This is a genomic window from Parafrankia sp. BMG5.11 (assembly GCF_004337455.1).
In genome coordinates this window covers 1-22,113 of sequence record NZ_SJXI01000039.1, presented here as the reverse complement: position 1 = coordinate 22,113, position 22,113 = coordinate 1, and the positions used below count along the sequence as shown (strand labels likewise).

Here is a 22,113-nt window from a genome sequence, read left to right as displayed (position 1 = left end):
GGTCAGCGCCCCAGCAGGAAGTCGAGGTGCAGACGGTTGAAGGTCTTCGCGTCCTCGTACTGGGGCCAGTGACCGCAGCCGGGCATCACCTCGAAGCGGGCGCCCGGGATCATCGAGGCGATCCGGCCGCCCTCCTCGACGTCTGCGGTCGGGTCGTCGCTCGTCCACAGCACCAGCGTGGGTGCGGTGATGGCGCCGTACTCGGCCGGGCCGAGCAGGTTACGCGCCCTGATCGCCGGATCCTGCAGCGCCATGATGTCGCTCATCGCCGCGGTGAAGCCGGGCTGCCGGTAGACGCGCTGTCGGCTCGCGACGAGATCGTCGTAGCCCCGGGTCTTGTCCGCCATCAGCCACTTGATCCGGGCCTGGACGGTCGGCCACGTCGGGTCCTCCACCGCCGCCATCGACAGCGTGCGGATGCGCGCCATGACGACCGGATCCGCCTGCGACCCGCCGGCGGTGTTCAGCACCAGCCGGTCGACCCGGTCCGGATGGTCGACGGCCGCGCGGGCCGCCACCCAGCCCCCGAGCGACTCGCCGCTGATGTGGGCGCGGTCCGCGCCGATGGTGTCGAGCACCGCCAGCAGGTGCTCCACGTAGTGCGCGATCTCCAACGGGTGCCCGGGCCGGCCGGTGTACCCGTGCCCGAGCATGTCGATCGCCCACGTCGAGAAATGCTGGGCGTGGGCCTCCAGGTTGCGGACGTAGGCCTCGGCGTGCCCGCCCGAGCCGTGTAACAGGACGAGCACCGGTCCACTCTCATCACCGGCGTGCAGGTATCTCGTCCGCACGCCCGCGACGTCCAGGTACCCCTGCGAGAACGGGACGCCCTGAAGATCACTCCAGATGCTTTCGTACTCCGACACGCGCCTGGCCCATCCCTCTCTCACGCCGCATCCCACTCACGCCGACCTGGCCCACGGATGCGCACTGACCTCACGCTGCGCACTGACTCGCTTTGCGCCCCGACTCGCGCTACACCCTGACTCGTGTGCGAACTATAGAACGTGAGTGTTCGACATATGCACAGTAGGATCGGTGTTCTGAGGTGTCAAGACCGAAGCGGCGGCCCGCGTGCACGCCCGTCCGGCCCGCGGCTGGCGGGCACGGCGCAGCGGCGCAGCCGCGCCCACCGCCACGAGGCAGTGGGCGCGCCAAACATAGGAATCACGGGAAACGCGGGCAGGCGGAGAACGCGGTGCGCGGGAGAACACGACCGCCGGGCGCTGACGCCTGGGCCTGGCCTGGCCTGGACTGGACTTGGGCCCGTGGCCCGTGGCCCGTGGTGGCCGTGGTGTCGAGCGGGTGGCAGGCGTGCAGGCGTGCAGGCGTGCTGGGGTCCGGGGCGCAGGCCGGGACCGATCGGCATTCACGTCGGCTGGGCCTTATGCGCGGTGTCGAGCAACCGTGGCGATTGAGTGAGAGCCCGGACTCACTGAGCCGCCACACATCGCTGGGCGGCGGGATTCAGGCTGCATAGATCTTGTTCCCACAGCCTTGGCGCCGTGGTTCCGTGCCCGCCCCGCACCCGCCGGCCGTCGCCCGGCCTCGTGCCGCGCCCGCCCGCCCGGCCTCGTGCCGTGTTCGAGCGCCACGCACGACGTCCGTCCGCGAGCACTCCGTCAGGTCACAATCGGTATCCGGACGACGACGAAAGCCGGACGACGACATCGTCACGGCAAGATCGACCGGACATCGGCTAGCCGGCCTGGCCGAGCCCGGGCACCCGGGCGCCCGACAACCGGTCACCGCCGTCGAAGAGCTGGCCGATCTCGCCGGCGGCCTGCACCATCACCGGGCCCGCGCCGGCCGCCACCTCGGAGCGGAAGGTGACCAGGTGGAGGCACATGAGCGGGCTGGAGGGCCGGGTCGGGATGAGCGCCGCGACGCCGTGCGCCCCGGCCTCTATCTCACCGCTGCTGACCGCGAAGCCGAGCTCGCGCGCGAGCTTCACCCCGGCCGGCTCGCCGGGCTGCGGCGGAAGCGCCGAGGCGAGCGCGTAGCCCGCTGACCCCCGGTCCAGCGGGGTCCGCATGCCGGCGCGGAACGACAGGTGATGAGTTGTGTTGGTGGGTTCGACCAGCGAGACCGCGACCGCTTCCTCACCCTCGGCGACGAAGAGCGCGATCGTGGAGCCGAGTCGCTCGGCCAGCCGCCGCATCGAGGGCAGGGCGAGCTCGCGCAGGCCCGGCAGGTAAGCGTCCGACAGCGACACGAGCCTCGCGCCCGGCCGGTAGACGCCGTTGTCGGCACGGGTGAGAAACCGGAAATCCACGAATGTCTGAAGCAGCCGGTAGGCGATCGACCGATGGATGGAAAGCCGTTCCGCGACTTCCTGGGTGGTCAGGCCCGTCCCGGATTCCGTGACGGCGATGAGGGCCCGCAGACCGCGCGCGAGCGTCTGGCTCCCAGGCTGCGCTTTGACGATCTCCGTCTGGTCGGCTCGGGCCATGGGCTGATGGTATCCGGCCCCGTCAGCGCCCGGCTGCGCGGCGCGGGCTCTCACCCCCGCACCAGGCGCATGATCGCCTGCGACTCGGGTGAGCCGTCAAGGACGCGGTTGCGGCGGTCCCGGATCCGCCAGCCGGCAGGTGTGCGCAGCAGCGTCCAGTGGTTGACCGCGGCCCGCCACAGAAACCACCGATCATCCTCCCTGAGGACCACGAAGGAATAGCCGACGGCCTCCGCCGTGTCACCGCTGACGGTGACGCGAGGCGGGGCGGTGAGGTGCGCGACGCCGGCGGCGACCAGCCCGGTGTGCGGCTCGGTCCGGTAGAGATCCGCCAGGCCCTGCGGCGCCTCGACCCGGACAGCGCTCCCGGCCGGGACGCCGAACTCGTAGCCGCCGCCGCTGATCCACAGGTCGGCCGCCTCTTCCGCCGACCCGCTGTCGACCAGAGGGCCGTAGCTGTTGAGCAGGCGGAGGATCTCCAGCTGGTCCTCGGCCGCCCGCAGCCGTGCCTCCAGCCGCCGGAGCCTGCTCTCCACCTCCGCCAGGCCAGCCACGTCCGCCAGGTTCGCCACGTCCGCCAGGTTCTTCCCGGCCATCAGGGCCGCTCGCCGGCTTCCTGGGATCCGTCCGCCGGCACGAACGCGGCGGCCAGCGCCGCGTAGACGTCCCGCAGGAACTGCGCGGTGCGCGGGGTGCGCGGCGGCGCACCGAACCCGCCGTGGATGACCCCGGGGTACACGTGCAGCTCGGTCGGCACGCCCGCGGCCGACAGGCGTGCCGCGTAGGCGACGTTCTCGTCCACGAACCCGTCGACGTCGCCGATCCCGAGGAAGGCCGGCGCGAGCCCGGTGAGGTCTTCCGCCCGCGCCGGCGCCGCGCTGGGCGGGACCTCGCCGCCCTCGAGCGACCCGAGATAGGCCGCCCAGCACAACCGGTTGGCCCGCAGATGCCACAGGCCCCAGTGGCCCGGGTCCTCGATCGCGCGGATCGAGGGGGTCAGCTCACGGTCGTCGAGCATCGGGTAGATCAGCAGCTGCAGCGCCGGCTGGGGGACGCCGAGGTCCCGCAGCCGCAGGCACAGTCCGGCGGCCAGACCGGCACCCGCGCTCGCCCCGCCCAGGACCAGTCGGGCCGGGTCGACCCCGAAGTCGGCCGGGTTCGCGCTGACCCGGCGCCAGACGGTCTCCGCGTCCTCCAGGCCCGCCGGGTAGGGGTGCTCCGGGGCCAGCCGCCAGTCGACCGAGGCGACGGTGCAGCCGAGCTCGATGACCATCCGGTCGAGGCGGTCGTCGTTCTCGTCCAGGTTCCCCATGATGTAGGCGCCGCCGTGCAGCCAGAGGAGGAAGGGCAGCGCCGCCCCGGCGGGGGCGTCGGCGGGGCGGTACCAGCGCACCCGGACGTCGGGACGGCCGTCCATGCCCGGGATGACCTGGTCGCGACGCCGGACCCGCGGATCCTCGGGGGCGGGCGGCGGGCCGACCGCCGCGTACGAGCGCCGGATCGTCGCGATGCTCGTCAGGTCCCAGCGCGCCAGCCGGTCGAGCAGCGCCACGGTCCCGGGTTCGACCCGTTTGTGCACGTCGATGGCGGCCATCAGTCGCCGTCGGCCCGGTCCGGGTTCATCGGCTCGACACCGACCTCGATCGCCTTGATCAGCAGTGCCGTGAACCGGGTGTAGAAGCGGGCCATCCGGATGAACCCGGTGCCGAACCACAGCCCGGGCTGGGCGGAACGACGCCACGTGTTCGCGTACTCGCCGTCCGCGGCCCGGCCGTACGCCTTGTCGATCCGGTCCGCCGCCGAGCCCAGCGTGGGCTTGATGTGGCCCCAGAACTGGTGGTAGCCGGTGGCGAAGACGATCAGGTCGACGTCGAGGGTCGAGCCGTCGGTGAAGACCACCGTCCGGTCCCTGACCTCGGCCACCTCGACGCCCTGTTTGAGGTGCACCAGGCCGTCCGCGATCAGTTCGGACGCGCCGATGTTGATCTGGTAGGCGTCCTTGCCGGACATGTGGGCGCCGATGATGCCGGTGCCGTCCGGGCCCCACTCGAGCTTGAAGCCCCGCGCGGTGAGACCGTCGAGCAGATCCTGGTCGGCCGCCGCGGCGAGCTTCACCAGCTTCTTGTTGAGTTCGTCCACCCGCTCGTTGGGCAACGAGTAGGTCATCTGGTCCGCGAAGTCCGGGGTGTAGGGCATGTCCTCGGTGAACAGCGTCGACCAGTACCGGTGGTAGGACTCGTAGCTCACCACGTAGGTCGCGCTGCGCTGCAGCAGCGTGACGTCCGCGCCGTGCTCGTACAGGTCGTGCGCGATCTCGTGGCCGCTCACGCCGGCCCCGATCACCAGCGCCTTCTTCCCCGCGAAGTCGGCGCCGTACTGGAACTCGTCCGAGTGCGCCGTCATGCCGGGGAAGGTCTCGATCCCCTTGATCGCGGGGATCTTCGGGGATCCGAACAGGCCGCCCGCCACGACGAAGTGCCGCGGGTGCAGTTCCCGGACCGAGCCGTCGCCGCGCCGGACCCGGATCGTCCACCGCTGGGCGTCCTCGTCGAAGTGCCCGTCGAGGAACGTGGTGGACGTCCACACGTTGAGGTCGAGCAGGTTCGCGTACGACTCCAGCCAGTCGGCGAACTTGTCCTTCGGGGTGTGCGCCGGCCAGGACGGCGGCAGCGACAGGTAGGGCAGATGGTCCCCGAAGACGGTGCTGTGCAGGGCCAGCGACGCGTAGCGCTTGCGCCAGGTGTCCCCGACCCGGGCCTCGCGGTCGATGACGAGCGTCGGCACGTCGAGCGCGCCGAGCCGGGCCGCGATGGCCAGCCCGTTGTGCCCCGCGCCGAGCACGAGCACCGCGGGCTCGCTGTCCTCGAAGGCGATCTCCTTCTCGCGGTCGCTCGACCACCGGGTGCGGTCGGGCACGATCCCGTAGACCTTGCCGTCCCGGCGGTGGTGACGCACCCGTTCCGGATGGGCCTGCAGCCCTATCACCTGGGTCTGCAGGATCGACACCACGAAGTGCCCCGCGCTCGGTACGAGCAGCACATAGCCACGGTCGATCCGGTCCGTGGTGGTGAAGTCGAAGAACGCGTTGATGGCGCCGTCGGTGACGACCGGCGGCTGCTCCCTGCTGGGCCGGAAGTCGGCGGCGTTCCAGGACTTCGCCAGCTCGGTGAGACGGGCGGCGGTCTCCTCCCGCCCGACCGTGTGGTGGAAGTCCCAGGGGAAGGCCATGAAGTCCCGCCAGGTCGCCTCCGGGAGGAAGAGCGCGGCGAGGTCGGACGCGGATCCGCTCCGCAGGGCCGCCGCGAAGTCGGCGAGCCATCCGGCGAAGATGTCCTCGGCGTCCCGCGCGGTGATCGTCTCAGCCGGATTCTCTAAGGTCTCAGTCATTGTCTCGCTCTTCGCCCCAATTCCCGGTGATCTACTGGCTTCGGGTCAGCTTCCGGATCGTTCGCTCAGGACCGGCGACCGGGCGCCGGACGCCGGGTCACGCGCCGCCGCTCGCCCGGTGTAGAGACCCCACACCCCGGCGACGGCCAGTGTCGCCCCGGCACCGCCGTACACCATGCCGGACGGGCTCGCCATCACGTTCCCCGCGGCGTAGAGCCCGCGGATCACGTCGCCGTCGACGTCCAGGACCCGGCCCTCCCGGTCGGTCCGGGGGCCGCCCTTGGTGCCGAGCGCCGACGACCCGACCTCGACGCCGTAGAACGGCGCGGTCTCGACCGGGCCCAGCGTGGAGAGGACCGATTCGGGATCGAGCACCCGGCCGCCGGGGAACCGGTCGTAGGCGTTGTCGCCGCGGCCGAAGTCGGGGTCGGTGCCGGCGCGGGCATGCTCGTTGAACCGCCGCACGGTCGCCGCGACCTCGGCCGCGGGGAGGCCAAGCCGGCCCGCCAGCTCGCCGAGGGTGTCGGCGCGCACCAGCCAGTCCGGCACCGCGCCGCCGGGCGCCCCGCCGAACACACCGAACCGGTCGACGGTCGACTGGTCGAAGATCATGAAGCTGGGCAGGTTCGGGTACTCGAACTTCGACGCGTCAAGCTGGTGGTAGGCGCCGCCGAAGGCGTTGTAGTTCGCCGCCTCGTTCGCGAACCGGCGACCATGGCGGTTGACCATGATCGAACCGGGCAGCGCGCGTTCCCGCGAGGTCAGCAGCCCGTTCCGGGCGCCGTCGCGACGGCGCCCGGGAAGGCTGACGACCGGGGCCCACCAGGCCTCCCGCATGTTGCCGAGCTGGGCGCCGACCCGCATCGCCATCCGCAGCCCGTCCCCCGTGTTGGACGGCGCGCCGATGGCACGGGTCAGCGGTCCGCGCAGGAAGTCGCGAACGAGATCGGGGTCGTACTCGAATCCGCCGGTGGCGAGCACGACCGCGCCCGTGCGCACCGACCGGACGCCGTCGGGGGTCCCGATCTCGATCCCGGTGACGGCACCACCCTCGGTGATCAACCGCAGGCCGCGCGACCGGGTGGCGACGTGCACCCCACGCCGTAGGCAGGCCTGGAGCAGACCGCCGACCAGTGCCCGGCCGAGGCCCTCCGCGCGGTTCTTCTCCCGCTCGGCGAGCACGTCCGGCTCCAGCGCGCCGGTGCCCCCGCCCAGGGGCATCTCGCGGATGAGCAGCCGGCAGGTGTCGCCCGCGATGCGGTCCTCCCATTCCTCGAACCCGAGAAAGGAGAAGAGCCCGACCTCGATCGACCGTCCCCCGTCGGGCCGGCCGCCGGGGCGTTCCGGGTGATAGTCGGGATAGCCCTCGACCAGTTGGAAACGGAGATCCGTCTGCTGCTCGACGAAGTCGACCAGCTCCGGACCGCCGTCGACGAGCGCCTCGGCCAGCTCCGGGAGAATCATCCCGTTCGACAGACTCGCCAGGTACGCCAGGCCGTCCGCGCGGGAATCCTTGATGCCGGCCGCCCGGGCCGGCTGGTTGACGGGGACCCAGATCGTCCCGCCGGACAGCGCGGTCGTGCCGCCGAGCAGCTCCGCCTTCTCGAACACGGCGACGCGGGCACCCTCCACGGCCGCCGCGAGCGCCGCGGTCAGCCCCGCCGCGCCTGACCCCAGAACCACCACGTCGTACGTCTCATGCTCGTGCATCGCATGCCCCCGTCACTGGGAGAGGTTCGGAACCGCCCGGCTGGCCGGCACCGGGACCGCGTCGGCACGGCGCCCGCGGGCCGCGGTGGCCACCTGGGCCGCTCTGCCGCTCGACTGTGGATCACCTGTCGCCGTAGAGCGCCCGCCACCGTGCATTATGTGCGACATAGTGTTCAATAGGTGCTCAAGCTAATAAGCTCCCGGAGGGGTGTCAAGCCCGACCGAACCCTGCGCAGACCCGAGGGGCTGATCAATGCCGACCGATTCCGCGAGCGAGGACGTCCTCTCGACCGCCCGGCCATGGCTCGCCGCGTACCCACCGCGGATCGACCCGTCGCCGCGCCTCGCCCACTCCTCGATCGTCGACGCGTGGCGGGACCGGGTGGCCGGTAACCCCGGCCGGACGGCGGTGCGGTACTTCGACGGCTCCCTCAGCGCGGCCGAACTCGACGCCCACGCCGACGCCCTCGCCGCCGAACTGCAGGAACGGGACGTCCGGCCGGGCGACCGCGTGGGCGTCTACCTGCAGAACGTGCCGTACTACCCGATCAGCCTGCTGGCGATCTGGAAGGCCGGCGGCATCGCGGTGCCACTCAACCCGATGTACCGCGGACGCGAACTGCGGCGCCTGATCGACGACTCCGGCACCACGGGGATCATCCTGGCCCGCGGGACCGACGCCCAGACCCGCGAGACGCTCGCGGGCAGCACCGTCCGCTGGCTGTTATCCGCCTCCGCTCGCGACTTCCAGACGGCGGACGACCCGCGGGTGTTCGGCACCGGCGGCGATCCCGCGCCGTCACCCGACGGCGATCTGGCGGCGATCCTGACGCGACGGCGGGGGCAGCACCCCGAGCCGGTCGAGACCACCCTGGACGACACCGCCTTCCTCACCTACACCTCCGGCACCACGGGCCCACCCAAGGGCGCGCTGAACACACACCGGAACTTCCTGAACTCGGTGCTGAACTACGGCCGCTGGCTCCTTCTCGGGCCCGGCGACGTGGTGTTCGCGATCGCCCCCCTCTTCCACATCACCGGGCTTTCCCTGAACGCGGGCATCGCCCTGCTGAACGACACGACACTGAGCATGAGCGGCCGCTTCGAGCCCTCGGTCGTGCTCGAGGCCTTCCGTGACCACGGTGTGACGACCACCATCGGTTCGATCACGGCGTTCAACGCCTTTTTCCGGGTGGACGGCGCGGGCCCCGAGCATTTCGCCACGGTGCAGCGGCTCTATTCCGGCGGCGCGCCCATCCCGCCGTCGACGGTGGAGGCCTTCCGGTCGAGGTTCGGGCCCTACCTGCACAACATCTGGGGCATGACCGAGACGACCGGCGGGGGCATCGCCGTGCCCCCCGGCGCGGCGGCACCCGTGCACGGCCCGAGCGGCACCCTGTCGATCGGCGTGCCGATGCAGAACGTCGACGTGTGGATCACCGACGAGAGCGGCGCGCCACGGCCGCCGGGCGTCGAGGGCGAGCTGGTCATCTCCGCGCCGCAGGTCATCCCCGGCTACTGGCGCAACCCCGAGGCGTCGGCGCACGCGCTGGCGGGCGGGCGGCTGCGCACCGGGGATGTCGCCGTCCTCGACGCCGCCGGCTGGGTCTATCTCGTCGACCGGGTCAAGGACCAGATCAACACGTCGGGCTTCAAGGTCTGGCCGCGCGAGGTCGAGGACGTCCTGTACGAGCACCCCGACGTCTTCGAGGCCGCCGTGGTCGGCCTGCCGGACGCCTACCGCGGCGAGACCGTGGCGGCCTACGTGTCGCTGCGCGACGGCGCGGCCACCACTCCCGAGGAGCTGACCGCCTTCGCCCGGGAGCGGCTCGCCGCGTACAAGTACCCGCGCCGGATCTCGATTCTTCCGGAGCTGCCGAAGACCGCCACCGGCAAGATCCAGCGGGCGGTGCTGCGTGAGCAGGCCCCCGCGGGACAGGTGGCCCCGGCCGCGCCGCGGGCGGAACCCGGCTGACGAGCGGCCCTGGCCCGCTCCCGCACCGACGCGGGAGCGGGGGCGGCCCTGGCCCGCTTCCCGCGGGAGCGGGCCAGGGCCGCTCAGCGCAGGGCGACCTCGGCCTTCTTCATGATCTCCGCGATGTAGTCGATGTGGCGGTCGACGCCGGTGAGCCCGCGCCCCATCGTGAACAGCGAGGCGTGTGTGGCGCCTGCCGCCCGCAGCCGCAGCAGCCCGTCCGTGATCTCCTGATCGGTGTAGGGCTGGCCGGGTGCGTGCAGGACGAACTGCGCGCCGAAGCCGTCGAGCGGCCGGCCCGCGATCGCCAGCAGTTCCCGCAGGCGGGCCCAGCCGTCCATCGCCGGCTGATCGAGGCCGTAGCCGAAGACGAAGCCGTCGGCCAGGGCCACGGCCCGGCGGAACGCCGCCTCGGCGAACCCGCCGCACCAGATCGGAATCCGGCGGGTCGGCCTCGGGACGATGTTGGCGCGGTCGATCTGGTCGAACTCGCCCTCGAAGCTGATCAGCTCCTCGCTCCACAGCCGGCGGAGGTAGGAGATCTGCTCGGTCAGTCGCCGGCCCCGGCTGGCGAAGTCCACGCCCATCGCGTGGAACTCGACCCGGTTGTACCCGGCCCCCACGCCGAGCCGCAGCCGCCCCCCGGACATGAGGTCGATGTCGGCCGTCTGCCGGGCGACGAGGACGGTCTGGCGCAGCGGAAGGATGAGCACGCCGCTGACGAACTCGATGCGCTCGGTCAGGCCGGCGAGGTAGGCGAAGGCCGTGAGGGGATCGTGGAACGGGCTCCGTTCCCCGTACCGACCCCGGATCGGTGGGTCACGCCGCTCGTGCGAGGCGCCGATGACGTGGTCGTACAGGACCAGATGGTCGTAGCCGAGCTCCTCGGCCGCCCGGGCGAACCGGGCGAGCGACGACGGATCGCCCTCGAGCTCGATCTGCGGATAGACGACCCCGAGCCTCATCGCACCCCGCCCGTCTCTCTCCCCGTCACGCTGAGGACGTCGGTCAGGCTATCAGCAGCAGTTCTTTTTCTACAACCATCAGTTCAAATAACGCACGCGAGCGGCGGAGGGGTCCCGTCGGAACAGGCGCCGCCCGCGCGTCAGATCTCCGCTCCGAGGACGAGCGGCAGGTCCGGGTCCGCCGCCCACTCCAGCATCGAGCCGTCGTACACGGCGGCGTCCGGCCCGCCGACCGCCGCCAGGGCCAGCGCGTTCCAGGCGGCACCCACCCCGCCGCCGCAGTAGAAGAGGGACGGTCGGCCGACCCGAGATAGGCCTCCCTGCCGCGGCTGTCGACCACCAGGACGGCCGGGTCACCGATGGCGGCGAGCACCGCGCCCCGGTCGGCGCACGCCCTCCCAGCCGACCAGGCGCCATCGACACCGTGGATCGGGGGGCGGGGCCCACCCCAGCACTCTCCCGCAAACGGGCATACGACCCATGCGGGTCAAAAATCTGTCAGAGTCTGCCATTTGCCGGTGTTGCGCGTATGCTTGCCGAAGACACCAGGGTCACGGAAGCGCTACGCGACAGGAGGTAACCGGGCGTGGCTGACCAGCGCACGGAGGGCCTGCGTGAGCGGAAGAAGCGTCGCACCCGCCAGTCGATCATCGACGCCGCACACGAGCTGTTCCACCTGAAGGGCTACGAGGCGGCCACCGTGGAGGAGATCGCCGACCAGGCCGAGGTGTCCGTGCGCACCGTGTTCCGCTACTTCACGAGCAAGGAGGCGATCGCCCTCGCACCGCTGGACGAGATGGGCGATCTCACCGTGGCCGCACTGCGCCGCCGGCCCGCCGACGAGCCGCCTCTGACGGCGCTGCGCAACGCGGCCTTCGACGCGTGGACGCTGATGTCGCCGGACGGCGACTCGCTCCGCCACTACGCCGATCATCTGCTTCTCCTCGACGGCTCCTCACCCCTGGCGGGAGCGGTCCTGAGCCGTCTCGTCGCCATCGGCGACCGACTCGCCGTGGAGCTCGCGGAGGAGACCGAGCCCAGCCCGGCCGAACACGCCACCACTGAACACGCCACCCCTGAAGGCACCACTGCCGGGAACGGCCCGCCCGACCCCGGTCTGGGCGCCCAGCTGACCGCCGTCACGTTTCTCGGGGCCGTCCAGGTGGCGACCCGCGCGTGGTGCAGCTCGGGCAGCACAGACCTCGGCGATCTCCTCATGACGGTCGACCTCTGCCTCGGTCGACTGGGCGTCCAGCCCCCCACCGGCTGACCCACCCGCACCACAGGAACAGCACAACCGGAAAGCAAGGTCTGTCGCGGCACCCTGAACAATGTGAGCGCGCCAGCGTGAATGAGCGCCCCTACTCGGGCGGCGCGGTTCGGAGAGCCCCTCCGGCGCGCCCGTTCGGCGCCCAGGTCGGCCATGTTCCAGGGATCCGACCGACCTCCTGTCACGTTGGTGATGAACGATATGCGAGGACCGGATATGAACGTTTCCGATACCGTCAGTGTCACCCGGGAAAGCATTCCCACGCAGACCAGCGCCGGCGACGCCACCGCACGCGACCGCACCGCGGCTGCCGGCAGCGAGCTCGCCCACGCGCTACGCCTCGCCACCGACCACCTGCTCGCGCTGCAGGACGGCACGGGCTGGTGGAAGTTCGATCTCGAGACGAACACGAGCATGGACGCCGAGGACCTCCTGCTGCGCGAGTACCTCGGTATCCGCACGGCCGAGGTGACGGCGGCCTCGGCCCGGTTCATCCGCTCCCGGCAGAGCGACGACGGATCGTGGCCGCAGTACTTCGGCGGCCCGGGCGAGCTGTCCACCACCGTCGAGTCGTACATCGCCCTGCGCCTCGCCGGCGACGACGCCTCCGCACCGCACATGCTCAGCGCCGCGACCTGGGTCCGCGACCACGGCGGAGTTCCCGCGACCAGGGTGTTCACCCGGATCTGGCTGGCGCTGTTCGGTTGGTGGCGCTGGGAGGACCTGCCGGTGCTGCCCCCGGAGATCATGCTCCTCCCCCGCCGCGCACCGCTGAACATCTACTCCTTCGGGTCCTGGGCGCGCCAGACCCTGGTGTCGCTGACGGTCGTCTCCGCCCTCCGCCCGGTGCGGCCGGCGCCGTTCGACCTCGACGAGCTGTACCCGGACGGACCCGCCTCCGCCGGGTCCTCCGCCGGGCCCGGCGGAGGCGGGTCCGGCGCCGGAGCCTCCGGCGTGCTCGAGAGAATCAGCACGCGGTTCACCGCGAAAGAAATCTTCCTGGGTATCGACCGACTGCTGCACGTCTATCACCGGCGCCCCGTTCGATCCATGCGCAACCATGCGCTGCGGGCCGCGGAGCGGTGGATAATCGCCCGCCAGGAGGCGGACGGATGCTTCGGCGGGATTCAGCCACCCGCGGTCTATTCGATAATCGCGCTGCGGCTGCTCGGGTACGAGCTCGACCATCCGGTACTGAAGGCCGCGCTGCGGGCCCTCGACGACTACAGCGTCACCCTCGCCGACGGCTCCCGCATGGTCGAGGCGTCGCAGTCGCCGGTCTGGGACACCGCGCTGGCGGTGAACGCCCTCGCGGACGCGGGTGCCACGGCCGCGATCGCGCCCGACCACCCGGCGCTGGTCCGCGCCGCCGACTGGCTGCTCGGCCAGGAGGTCCGGCACCGGCGTGGCGACTGGGCGGTCAACCATCCCGACGTCCCGGCGAGCGGCTGGGCGTTCGAGTTCGAGAACGACACCTACCCCGACACCGACGACACGGCGGAGGTTCTGCTCGCGCTGCGCCGGGTGCGCCACCCGGCGCGCGACGAGCTGGACGCCGCCGAGCGCCGGGCGGTGGCCTGGCTGTTCGGGCTGCAGTCCAGCGACGGCGGATGGGGCGCGTACGACGCGGACAACACCAGCACCATCCCGTACCAGATCCCGTTCGCCGACTTCGGAGCCCTCACCGATCCGCCCTCCGCGGACGTCACCGCGCATGTCGTCGAGCTGCTCGCCGAGGCCGGCCTCGGCGGCGACGACCGCACGCGGCGCGGGGTGGACTGGCTGCTGGACCACCAGGAGGCCGACGGGTCGTGGTTCGGCAGGTGGGGCGTCAACTACGTCTACGGCACCGGCAGCGTGATGCCCGCGCTGCGCGCCGCGGGGGTGGAGCCGTCCCATCCGGCCATGCGGGCGGGAGCGGACTGGCTGCTCACCCACCAGAACGCCGACGGCGGCTGGGGGGAGGACCTGCGCTCCTACACCGATCCCGAGTGGTCGGGCCGTGGTGAGTCCACCGCGTCCCAGACGGCGTGGGCGATGCTGGCCCTGCTGACGGTGGGCGACCAGCCCGAGGTGAGCGGGGCCCTCGCGAGGGGTGCCCGGTGGCTGGCCGATCACCAGCGGCCGGACGGCTCCTGGGACGAGGACCAGTTCACCGGTACCGGGTTCCCCGGCGACTTCTACATCAACTACCACGGCTACCGGCTGCTGTGGCCGATCATGGCCCTCGGCCGCTACCTCCGCGGGTAGGGCAGCCGACCCAGCCAGGCGCCAACATCGTAACTATCCGAATCGGTTCGACATCGATACGCTTCCCCCGAGGGATGTGGACGATGTCCGAACTCCGTGGCGTCACGGACGCCACACACGATTTGCGGCGTTCGACCGTTTCGGGCCGTACGCCGCAGTTGTTGTGGTGCGCGGCCGTCGCCGCCGTGGTACTTTTCGCGCTGGAGGTCGCCCTCGCGGTGCTGTTGGGCCCGCGGCCGGGCGTCGTCGCCACGATGTCGCTCAACGCCGCCGCCCAGGTGGCCGCCGCGGCGGCCTGCTTCTGGACCGCTCGGCGCACCCGCCCCGGTGACCGGCGCTGGCGGCGGCTCATCGGCGTCATGGCGGGCAGCTCGGCGCTCGCCAGCGTCGCGACGGCGACAGCCGTGCTGGGTGGTGAATCTCCCCGGGTATCCTCGGGGTGGTACGCCGTCCTGCTCGTTTTCCACGGTGTGGCCCTGGCCGGGCTGCTGTCGCTGCCCACCGACCCGGTGGACGGCCGGGCGGGGATGCAGGGCCGCGGCTCGTCCCGCTGGTACGTGATCACCATGCTGGACTGTGTACTGATCGTCGGTTCGATCGTCCTGCTGGAATGGGGGACGGTGCTCGCCGCGGTCGTCCGGACAGGTGCGCCCGACCTCAGAGAGTTCCTGCTCTCCCTGGTCCACTCGGTCTCCGTACTGATCCTGGTCACGGCGGTGGTGCTGATCGCGAGCTTCCGCCGGCCGCGCTCCCCGGCGACGTTGGCGCTGCTCGGCACGGGCCTGCTCGCCTACGGTCTCACCAGCAACGTCTTCGTCTACCGCGTCGCGCAGCACCAGCTCGACATGCCGCCGTTGAGCGTGGTCACATTCGGCCTCGCCTTCCTGCTGGTCTTCCTTGCCGCGCTGCTGCCGTTCCCGGCTCGCGCACCGCCGGACGGCCCGGCGCCGGCCGGCCCGCAGGCGACGTGGGCGTACGCGGTGCTGCCCTACGCGGTGCTCGGTGCGGCGGGCCTGCTGGTGGTCGGCAAGCTGTCGATCGGTACGCAGGTCGACCGGTTCGAGACGTGCGGCATCGCCGGGCTGCTGCTGGTCGCGCTGGTCCGCCAGATGGTCACGCTGGTCGAGAACGCCCGGCTACTCGCCGGAATCCGGGACCAGGAACGGGAGCTGCACCACCAGGCCTTCCACGACCCGCTGACCGGCCTGGCGAACCGGGCCCTGTTCACCCGCCGACTACAGCGAGCACTCACGCGCAACCCCGACGACCCCGACGACGCCGGTGACGCCGGTGACGCCGGTGACGCCGGTGACGGCACGTCGCTGTCCGTGCTGTTTCTGGACCTTGACGAGTTCAAGCACGTCAACGACACCTTCGGGCATGCCGCCGGGGACGAGCTCCTCCGGATCAGCGCGGAGCGGCTGCGGGCGGGAACGCGGACCGTGGACACCGTCGCCCGGCTCGGCGGCGACGAGTTCGCCGTCATCCTCGACGGCGACGGACTCCGCAGTCCCCGCCGTGTCGGGGAACGGCTCGCGGCAGCGATACAGGCACCGTGTCTGCTGGCGGGACGGCCTTACACCCCGCGAGCCAGCCTCGGACTGGTCACCCTCGACTCGCCCGCCCGCCCGGCCGACCCCGACGTCCTGCTCCACCAGGCCGATCTTGCGATGTACGCGGCCAAACGCGAACGGACCGGCAGGCTGAAGGTCTACCGGCCGGACATGAGCCCTCCGATCGCCACGCCGCCGCCCGGCTGACCGGGCGGCGGCGTCCCCTTCGACGTGTGGAACGACCCGCTTCCCTGGACCACGAACGCGAGTTCCGTCATCCGCCGGCCCGAGTCGACCTCCGACGCCCAGAGTCGTGCCGGGTGGCGGCCACGGCTCGGAGAAGATGGGGATTGATCCGTCGGAGGTCTGCTCGATCCGGCCGTCTTTGAGGACTTCGGAGGCTACGTGGTCAGGTACATGCGGGAGGCGGCCGAGACCGCCGAATCGAGCGACTGTCCGGCGGTTCAGTGACGACACGTGACGCCGACCCGAGCGCGATCCGGCTGCTCGCCTCGGGTCGGCGGCGCTACGGCAACCTCAAGGACGAGGCGGCCAGCTTCATCCGGGAGGCGATCGTCTCTCGTGCGCTGCCGCCGCGCAGCAAGATCGATCAGGACGAGGTCGCCGACGCGCTCGGGATCAGCCGGGCCCCGGTCCGCGAGGCCCTCATCGAACTCGCGCAGAAGGGCTTCGTGGACGCCGTGCCCCGGCGCGGCGCGTTCGTCGCCGAGGTCACCGTCGAGGACATCGAGGACCACTACGAGGTCGTCGCGCTGGTGTCCGGGATGACGACCCGGCGTGCGGTCCGCAAACTCACGCCGCTGGAGACCGAGGAACTGGCCCGGCTGCACCGTGAGATCGCCACGACCGAGGACGAGGCCCGCCGCAGGAGCCTCGACCGCCGGTTCTTCCAGATCATCGCCACCGCCGGAAAGTCACCGCGGCTCGACGCGATCCTGGAGTTCCTCGGCGGCGTGCTCCAGGGCAGCTTCTACTACGACGCGCCCGCGTGGGTGGACAACGAGGCGAAGTACCGGGAACGGCTGCTCGACGCGATCCAGGCGGATGATGTCGTCACGGCGGCGCGGACCAGCGAGGAGCACGTGCGCTCCTGCGCCGCCGTGACCATAGAGCACCTGCGGTCCCGCGGCTACCTGCCACCAGCGCCGCCAGCTTTGCCCGCCGCCAGCCCCTGACCTTGCCGTACGGCTATCCCGAAGGGCGGGCGGCGGCGAAGGCGCGCAGCTCTCGGGCGACGTCCGGGCCGGCGGGCGTGTACATGACCTCGCGGAACCCCGCCTCGGCGAGCCGGCCGAGCTTCCGTCCGACGCTGACGGAATCACCGACCAGGGTGCCGACGTAGACATCGCCGGCCATGGTGTCGACGTCGATGTGCTCCAGCAGGGGCCGGTCACGCTCGGAGAGGTGGGTGACATGGCCCTCGAAGGTGAGCAGGTGGCGCTCCTCCTCGGAGGCCAGGCCCTCGAGGGCCTTCCGCCACTGCGAGCCACCGGGCAGGGCGTCCACCCCGGCCGCCCCACGGACGGCATAGGTGGTGTGCCAGCCGACGACCTGCCACGGGCCGATCGCCTCCCGTACGCGGCTGGAGCTCGGGTCCTCGCCGGGGTCCAGCACGGTGCCCGAGACCATCGTCGCGGTCGGCAGCGTCGGGTGGGGCGGCCCGATCGTGCCGTCAGCCACCTCGGGGGCGCGTTTGTTGCCGCGCGGGCCGAGGACGCTGAGCCACAGCGGCACCTGGACCGGCCGGGCGGCGGTCAGGCCGGGCCAGTGCAGCATCCGGGCCGCCTCGCCGTCGAGCACGATCGTCTCGCCGGCGAGCAGCTTGCGGACCGACGCGGCATAGTCGAACAGCGCGTCCAGCGGCATCGCACGCTGCCCGATCGTCATGCGCGCCGTGTAGCCGGTACCGAAGCAGGCCCGGAAGCGGCCGCCGGACAGCCGGGCGATGGTGGCGATGCCGGACGCCATCGTCATGACGGACCGCTGGGTCGGGATCAGGACGGCGGTGGCGAGACCGATCCGGGTCGTCCGGGTGGCGGCGAGCGCCAGGTGCGCGAACGGGTCCTCCCACAGCGGCGCCGAATCGAAGATCCACACCCGCGCGTACCCGAGCTCTTCGGCGAGCACGGCGAGGTCGGCGAAGTCCGGGCCCGGCGGGAGCCCGCACGATAACTCAAACTCGTTCGCGTCGGTCATGGAACCGTTTCTACCAGGCAATCAAGCATGGCGGCACCGCAATCGGAACCGGCCCCCCGATATCAACATCCACGCAGACCCCTGTTTCGACATTCTCACTGAATCATTCGAGCGTCAAGGCCGCCATCGCGAACTCGCCTCCGGACCGAGCGGGCAGGTGCCGCCGGTCGGGCTCTCCCCCGGTTTCCGTGGACTCGCAATTCATCAGTAGGCCAAGGTCCCGCCAACTGACTGGCGGCACAGGACGACATGGTCACCACCCGGGCGAGTCCCCTGGTCACGCTCGTTCGCGGGCGCCAGGCCGGGCTGCCCGAATCGCGGCGCGGCCGCCGCTCCGCTTGACTCCAAGCCATCCAACATGCTAATCGGCCGGTGAAACGATAGTAGTCGCAGGCAGACAGTGCGTCTCTGGTAATGCCGAGCTATGGACGTCCCCGAATCCGCACTGTTAGCTGCGGAAGCGATAACGGACGTTGCCCCTCGCAAACGCCTAGCCCTGAGGAGCCCCGATGGCGACCGGACCAGGAGCCGAGCACCCGGAATCACGCGACTCGTCCCCGGCAACGCCGGCGCAGGCGCAGGCGCAGGCGCAGGCGCAGGCGCAGGCGCCCAGGCTGGCACCACTGCCGTTCGAGAAGTGGGACGACGAGACCAGGTCCATCCTCCTGCGCTACCTGCGGCGCCCCGAGCTCTACCTGTCGGGCGCCCCGGACGCCCCCCCGATGCCGAAGGCGCTCGGGCTGTTCGCCCACCACGTCCAGCTGAGCGAGACCTTCCTCGCGTTCACCGATCTGTTCGCCGGCGAGCACGCCACGCTCGACCCTCGGCACCGCGAGCTCCTCATCCTGCGGGTAGCGTGGCGCACCCGCTCCGGCTACGAGTGGGCCCAGCACACCCGGATCGGGGTGCAGGCCGGTCTCACCACCGAGCAGCTCTACGCCATCCCGCACGGAGCCGAGGCCGAGGTGTGGACGCCGGTCGAGCGTGCACTGCTGGCTGCGACCGACCAGATGATCGACCAGTCACGCGTCGGCGACGACACCTGGCAGCTGCTGGCCTCCCATTTCGATGCGGGGCAGCTGCTCGAGCTGTCCTTCGTCGTCGGTGGCTACCTCTGTCTCGCGGCGGTCCTCAACAGCGTCGGCCTGCAGCCGGACCCGCCGACCGAACCGGTCGACGCACCGGCGCTCCCCGCAGAGCGTGACCCGTCCGCCTGACAGCGGCGCAATCGCAGGACATCCCGTACGCGCCGCGAACGAGCGACTCGTGTGACGGTCCGAGCCCGAGCATGAATCCGGGGCGGCCCATGACAGCGAGTGCCTCGGCCAACGCCCCGGGGTCCGTTCCGTCCGAGCCTCACACGGCGGCGTGCCTGGCGGGTGTCGCCCGTCATCGACCTCGACCGCGGTCGTCAACCTCCCGGTGCGTCTCTCCGTCAGAACCGGGTCATCGGTAATTCATGATCACTACGACGTCGACAGCTCGTCAACATCGTTGATTATCTTGAGTATGGATGGACCGACCAGGCGCCGTCGTCGCGTCGCGTCGCGTCGCGGCCGGCAGGACGGGCCAGCCGAGTACTCCGAAATATCTAGACTGATCATGGGCCACAGTCGGGTGACCGCGCGCAGCTTTCAGCGCCATATCGTCGCGCCCCGGTAGGCTGGACAGACCGCAAACACTCAGAGAAGGTCGATCATGGTGGCCGAGCCGGGGAAAGCACGGAATCGCGACCGGGCCACACTGCGCGAAAAGCCCCAGCGCATCGCCGACGAGATTCGGCAGCTCATCGTCGAGGGCGATCTTTCCGAGGGCGAGTCACTCGGCCACGAGCCGGATCTGGTCGAGCGGTTCGGGGTCTCCCGCCCGTCCCTGCGCGAAGCCCTGCGCATACTCGAGACCGAGGGCCTGATCTCGGTCAAGCGCGGCGTTCTCGGCGGCGTCGTCGTCCACCGGCCGGACCAGCGGATGACGGCCCGCACCGCGGCGCTCGTGCTCCAGGCCCGCAATGTGCCGCTCGCGGATGTCCACGCCGCCCGCAGCCTGCTCGAACCGGTCGCCGTACGGCTCGTCGCCGCGTCAGGGGATCACCGCTCGGCGGCCGCCGAGCTGCGGCGGCTCACCGCCGAGCAGCTCGAGGTGATCGACGACCCCGAGGCGTTCGGGAACGCCAACTCGCGCTTTCACGCCCGGCTCGTCGAACTGGCGGGGAATCAGACACTGGGCATTGTCGCCGAAATGCTCAATGAGATCGTCGCCCGAGCCGTCGCCGCGGTAAGCCAGCCCGAGGGCGGGAAAGAAACCACCGAGACACGCCTGCGAGGGCTCCGTTCCCAGGCCCGGCTGGCGACACTCGTCGAGGCGGGCGACGCCACCGCCGCCGAGGAACACTGGAAAGAGCACATGACGGTCGTGGGAAAAGTGATCCTCACCCAGGGAGCCAAAACAGTCATCGATCTGATGCAGCATCAGTACTGAGGCGACGTCAGCACTGGGACGGCGTCGGCGCCGAGACGACGTCAAGTACTGAGACGACGTCAGCGCTGAGGCTGTCCGGAGCCCCGGGCGGTCAGTGTCCCTCGAAGACGGGCGGGCGGCGCTCGGCGTAGGCCGTAAGTGCCTCCCGCATGTCCCTGGTGTGGACGTTCACCGTCTGTGCCAGCGCCTCGACCTCGAGGGCCTGGGCCAGTGACGACGTCCCGGCGGCGGCCAGCTCACGCTTGGTCATGGACAGGGCCACCGGCGGCCCGGCCGCGATGGTGCCGGCGATCTCGTGAACCGCGGCGTCGAGCCCCGCCGCGGGCACGACCGCGTTCACGAAGCCGATCTCGGCCGCCTGCGTCCCGCTGAGCATCCTCGCGGTGTAGGCGAGCTCCTTCGCCCGGTGCACGCCGATCCGCTGGCGAAGCAGCCAGGACGTGCCGAAGTCGAGGCTGAGTCCGCGCCGGGCGAAGATCAGCGAGAACCGTGCCGTGTCCGCGCACCAGGTGAGGTCGGCGGCCAGCGCGAGGCCCAGGCCGGCACCGACGCAGAGCCCGTCGACCTTGGCCACGACCGGCACGGGACAGTCGTGAACCGCCAGCACCACGTCGGCCAGCACCCGCATGTTGTCGAGGTTGTGCGACGGTGCCCCGCTCCCGTTCGAGGAGCTCTCGCCGCGGGTGCCGCCGAGGTCGGCGCCCGTGCAGAAGTTCCCGCCGGCGCCGGTGAGGATCACCGCGCGGGCACCGGAGTGCCCGACCTCCCGGAAGATGCGCCCGAGCGCCACCCACATGTCACCCGTGCAGGCGTTCCTCGACTCCGGCCGGTCGATCGTGACGGTCACGACGAACCCGTCGCGGGCCGCCCGGATGTTCGGGTGGTAGGACGGCACAACCTCTTTCGTCATGGCTATATATCTAGAGATATTGGACGCCTACGTCAACCGGACAACCCGCGCGCGGGCCGGAACCGTGCCCGCGCAGGCCCGCCGCCGCGCGGCCGGCCGCGTCGCGCAGGGCCGCGGTGGTCAGCGAGCGGCCGTGGTCGTCCTCTCCTGTGCGCGTCCGGCGCGCGCGGCAAGCCACGGCGGCGCGGCCGCCGGCCCTCGCCGGTAGCACCTACCGGCCACCATCTCGATGTTGAGGCTGGAAAAATCTAAATATATAACTTAGGGTTCTCGCCCAGACAGCGGGTCCCCGGGGTGAGCCTGCCGGCCGACGGCCGCGCGCGCGTGGCCCAGAGCCGGGCGAGCGCGGCCGCCCCCGCACGATCCGCCGGCCCTGACACCGGCGACGTCTCAGCGCGGCCGACAAGCCGCCCATCACGCAGGGACAGATCATGGAACAGAGCACGCGGGCAGGCAGCTTACGTAGACGGTCGCGGATGCGCGGGCCGCGACCGCGGGTACGCCGGCTGGTGGCGACAGCCCTCACCGCGCTGGCCCTCACCGCGCTGGCGCTCACCGGCGCGGCGTGCGGCGGAAACGACTCCGACCCGGGGCCGGATCACGAGAGCGGTGTCGACCTCGCGCTGCTCGGCCCGAGCCGACCGGCCGACGGCCCACCGGTCAAGGTCGGCTTCGTCAGCGACGGCAGCACCCCGGCCTTCGACAACACCATCCAGATCGACGCCGCCGTCGCGATGACAAAGTTCCTCAACGAGCACGCCGGCGGCATCGGCGGCCACCCGATCGAACTCGTGACCTGCGAGACCGCGGCCGACCCGGGCCGGGCAGCCGACTGCGCGACCGAGTTCATCCAGGCCGACGTGGCCATCACGGTCGCGGGCGAGTCCACCGCCATGGGACCGGTATGGAAACCACTCCACGACGCCGGGATCCCGATCTTCGTGTA

At 71.2% G+C, this 22,113-nt stretch carries 18 protein-coding genes; 8 read left to right on the top strand and 10 right to left on the bottom strand.

Features of this window, described 5'->3' with window-relative positions; all coding sequences use genetic code 11:
- Positions 1-2 precede the first annotated feature (2 nt).
- The 6 genes from E0504_RS26640 to E0504_RS26615 all read right to left on the bottom strand — a co-directional run bounded on the left by E0504_RS26640 (position 3) and on the right by E0504_RS26615 (position 7,549).
- Positions 3-866: an alpha/beta fold hydrolase gene (locus E0504_RS26640; RefSeq protein ID WP_112105715.1), complete on the bottom strand. Its 864-nt coding sequence runs from the start codon at positions 864-866 to the stop codon at positions 3-5.
- A gap of 833 nt (positions 867-1,699) precedes the next feature.
- A complete protein-coding gene (locus E0504_RS26635; RefSeq protein WP_112105714.1) occupies positions 1,700-2,452 on the bottom strand; it encodes an IclR family transcriptional regulator in 753 nt (250 codons plus the stop codon).
- 50 nt (positions 2,453-2,502) lie between these two features.
- Complete coding sequence (locus tag E0504_RS26630) at positions 2,503-3,048, bottom strand: nuclear transport factor 2 family protein (protein ID WP_112105713.1); 546 nt, start codon at positions 3,046-3,048, stop codon at positions 2,503-2,505.
- Positions 3,048-4,046: an alpha/beta hydrolase gene (locus E0504_RS26625; RefSeq protein WP_112105712.1), complete on the bottom strand. Its 999-nt coding sequence runs from the start codon at positions 4,044-4,046 to the stop codon at positions 3,048-3,050. The genes E0504_RS26630 and E0504_RS26625 overlap by 1 nt, the downstream gene beginning before the upstream one ends.
- A complete protein-coding gene (locus E0504_RS26620) occupies positions 4,046-5,839 on the bottom strand; it encodes an NAD(P)/FAD-dependent oxidoreductase (RefSeq protein ID WP_131626042.1) in 1,794 nt (597 codons plus the stop codon). Before E0504_RS26620 ends, E0504_RS26625 begins: the two co-directional genes overlap by 1 nt.
- 45 nt (positions 5,840-5,884) lie before the next feature.
- On the bottom strand, positions 5,885-7,549 hold the full coding sequence (locus E0504_RS26615; RefSeq protein ID WP_131626041.1) for an FAD-dependent oxidoreductase: 1,665 nt from the start codon (positions 7,547-7,549) through the stop codon (positions 5,885-5,887).
- A gap of 253 nt (positions 7,550-7,802) precedes the next feature.
- Between E0504_RS26615 and E0504_RS26610 the strand changes: the two genes are divergently transcribed.
- Positions 7,803-9,524, top strand: a complete 1,722-nt coding sequence (locus tag E0504_RS26610; protein ID WP_112105709.1) for a class I adenylate-forming enzyme family protein — start codon at positions 7,803-7,805, stop codon at positions 9,522-9,524.
- An 83-nt stretch (positions 9,525-9,607) separates the two neighbouring features.
- Here E0504_RS26610 and E0504_RS26605 read toward each other — a convergent pair whose 3' ends face one another.
- Both E0504_RS26605 and E0504_RS53545 read right to left on the bottom strand, forming a co-directional pair.
- Complete coding sequence (locus E0504_RS26605; protein ID WP_131626040.1) at positions 9,608-10,489, bottom strand: LLM class F420-dependent oxidoreductase; 882 nt, start codon at positions 10,487-10,489, stop codon at positions 9,608-9,610.
- Positions 10,490-10,629: 140 nt separating this feature from the next.
- Complete coding sequence (locus E0504_RS53545) at positions 10,630-10,758, bottom strand: hypothetical protein (protein ID WP_306769269.1); 129 nt, start codon at positions 10,756-10,758, stop codon at positions 10,630-10,632.
- A gap of 317 nt (positions 10,759-11,075) precedes the next feature.
- Here E0504_RS53545 and E0504_RS26600 point away from each other — a divergent pair, with 317 nt between their 5' ends.
- The 4 genes from E0504_RS26600 (at position 11,076) to E0504_RS26585 (ending at position 16,758) form a co-directional block, all read left to right on the top strand.
- A complete protein-coding gene (locus E0504_RS26600; protein ID WP_131626039.1) occupies positions 11,076-11,759 on the top strand; it encodes a TetR/AcrR family transcriptional regulator in 684 nt (227 codons plus the stop codon).
- Between the two features lie 216 nt (positions 11,760-11,975).
- A complete protein-coding gene (gene shc / locus E0504_RS26595) occupies positions 11,976-14,009 on the top strand; it encodes a squalene--hopene cyclase (RefSeq protein WP_243657631.1) in 2,034 nt (677 codons plus the stop codon).
- 83 nt (positions 14,010-14,092) lie between these two features.
- A complete protein-coding gene (locus tag E0504_RS26590; RefSeq protein ID WP_131626037.1) occupies positions 14,093-15,769 on the top strand; it encodes a GGDEF domain-containing protein in 1,677 nt (558 codons plus the stop codon).
- Positions 15,770-16,029: 260 nt separating this feature from the next.
- Positions 16,030-16,758 (top strand): GntR family transcriptional regulator, encoded by a 729-nt coding sequence (locus E0504_RS26585; RefSeq protein ID WP_131626036.1) that lies wholly within the window; start codon positions 16,030-16,032, stop codon positions 16,756-16,758.
- 13 nt (positions 16,759-16,771) lie between these two features.
- Here the strand turns inward: E0504_RS26585 and E0504_RS26580 are convergent, their stop codons facing one another.
- Positions 16,772-17,800, bottom strand: a complete 1,029-nt coding sequence (locus E0504_RS26580; protein ID WP_255565770.1) for an LLM class flavin-dependent oxidoreductase — start codon at positions 17,798-17,800, stop codon at positions 16,772-16,774.
- Between the two features lie 488 nt (positions 17,801-18,288).
- Here E0504_RS26580 and E0504_RS26575 point away from each other — a divergent pair, with 488 nt between their 5' ends.
- Both E0504_RS26575 and E0504_RS26565 read left to right on the top strand, forming a co-directional pair.
- Complete coding sequence (locus tag E0504_RS26575; protein ID WP_131626035.1) at positions 18,289-18,996, top strand: carboxymuconolactone decarboxylase family protein; 708 nt, start codon at positions 18,289-18,291, stop codon at positions 18,994-18,996.
- A 481-nt stretch (positions 18,997-19,477) separates the two neighbouring features.
- Complete coding sequence (locus E0504_RS26565; protein WP_071060734.1) at positions 19,478-20,257, top strand: FadR/GntR family transcriptional regulator; 780 nt, start codon at positions 19,478-19,480, stop codon at positions 20,255-20,257.
- 91 nt (positions 20,258-20,348) lie between these two features.
- Here the strand turns inward: E0504_RS26565 and E0504_RS26560 are convergent, their stop codons facing one another.
- The gene (locus E0504_RS26560) at positions 20,349-21,167 is read right to left on the bottom strand and encodes an enoyl-CoA hydratase/isomerase family protein (RefSeq protein ID WP_112109034.1); all 819 of its coding nucleotides are present in this window, start codon (positions 21,165-21,167) and stop codon (positions 20,349-20,351) included.
- A gap of 476 nt (positions 21,168-21,643) precedes the next feature.
- On the opposite strand from E0504_RS26560, the gene E0504_RS26550 reads away from it, so the two are divergent.
- A partial coding sequence (locus E0504_RS26550) for an ABC transporter substrate-binding protein (protein WP_165938619.1) occupies positions 21,644-22,113 on the top strand: 470 nt, incomplete at its 3' end.

Excerpts from the sequence above, each read along its gene's own strand:
- E0504_RS26635 (WP_112105714.1), bottom strand. The coding sequence starts at position 2,452 with ATGGCCCGAGCCGACCAGACGGAGATCGTCAAAGCGCAGCCTGGGAGC.
- E0504_RS26575 (WP_131626035.1), top strand. The coding sequence starts at position 18,289 with ATGGCGACCGGACCAGGAGCCGAGCACCCGGAATCACGCGACTCGTCC.
- E0504_RS26590 (WP_131626037.1), top strand. The coding sequence starts at position 14,093 with ATGTCCGAACTCCGTGGCGTCACGGACGCCACACACGATTTGCGGCGT.
- E0504_RS26560 (WP_112109034.1), bottom strand. The coding sequence starts at position 21,167 with ATGACGAAAGAGGTTGTGCCGTCCTACCACCCGAACATCCGGGCGGCC.
- E0504_RS26630 (WP_112105713.1), bottom strand. The coding sequence starts at position 3,048 with ATGGCCGGGAAGAACCTGGCGGACGTGGCGAACCTGGCGGACGTGGCT.
- E0504_RS26615 (WP_131626041.1), bottom strand. The coding sequence starts at position 7,549 with ATGCACGAGCATGAGACGTACGACGTGGTGGTTCTGGGGTCAGGCGCG.
- E0504_RS26565 (WP_071060734.1), top strand. The coding sequence starts at position 19,478 with ATGGTGGCCGAGCCGGGGAAAGCACGGAATCGCGACCGGGCCACACTG.
- E0504_RS26625 (WP_112105712.1), bottom strand. The coding sequence starts at position 4,046 with ATGGCCGCCATCGACGTGCACAAACGGGTCGAACCCGGGACCGTGGCG.
- E0504_RS26610 (WP_112105709.1), top strand. The coding sequence starts at position 7,803 with ATGCCGACCGATTCCGCGAGCGAGGACGTCCTCTCGACCGCCCGGCCA.
- shc (WP_243657631.1), top strand. The coding sequence starts at position 11,976 with ATGAACGTTTCCGATACCGTCAGTGTCACCCGGGAAAGCATTCCCACG.
- E0504_RS26620 (WP_131626042.1), bottom strand. The coding sequence starts at position 5,839 with ATGACTGAGACCTTAGAGAATCCGGCTGAGACGATCACCGCGCGGGAC.
- E0504_RS26605 (WP_131626040.1), bottom strand. The coding sequence starts at position 10,489 with ATGAGGCTCGGGGTCGTCTATCCGCAGATCGAGCTCGAGGGCGATCCG.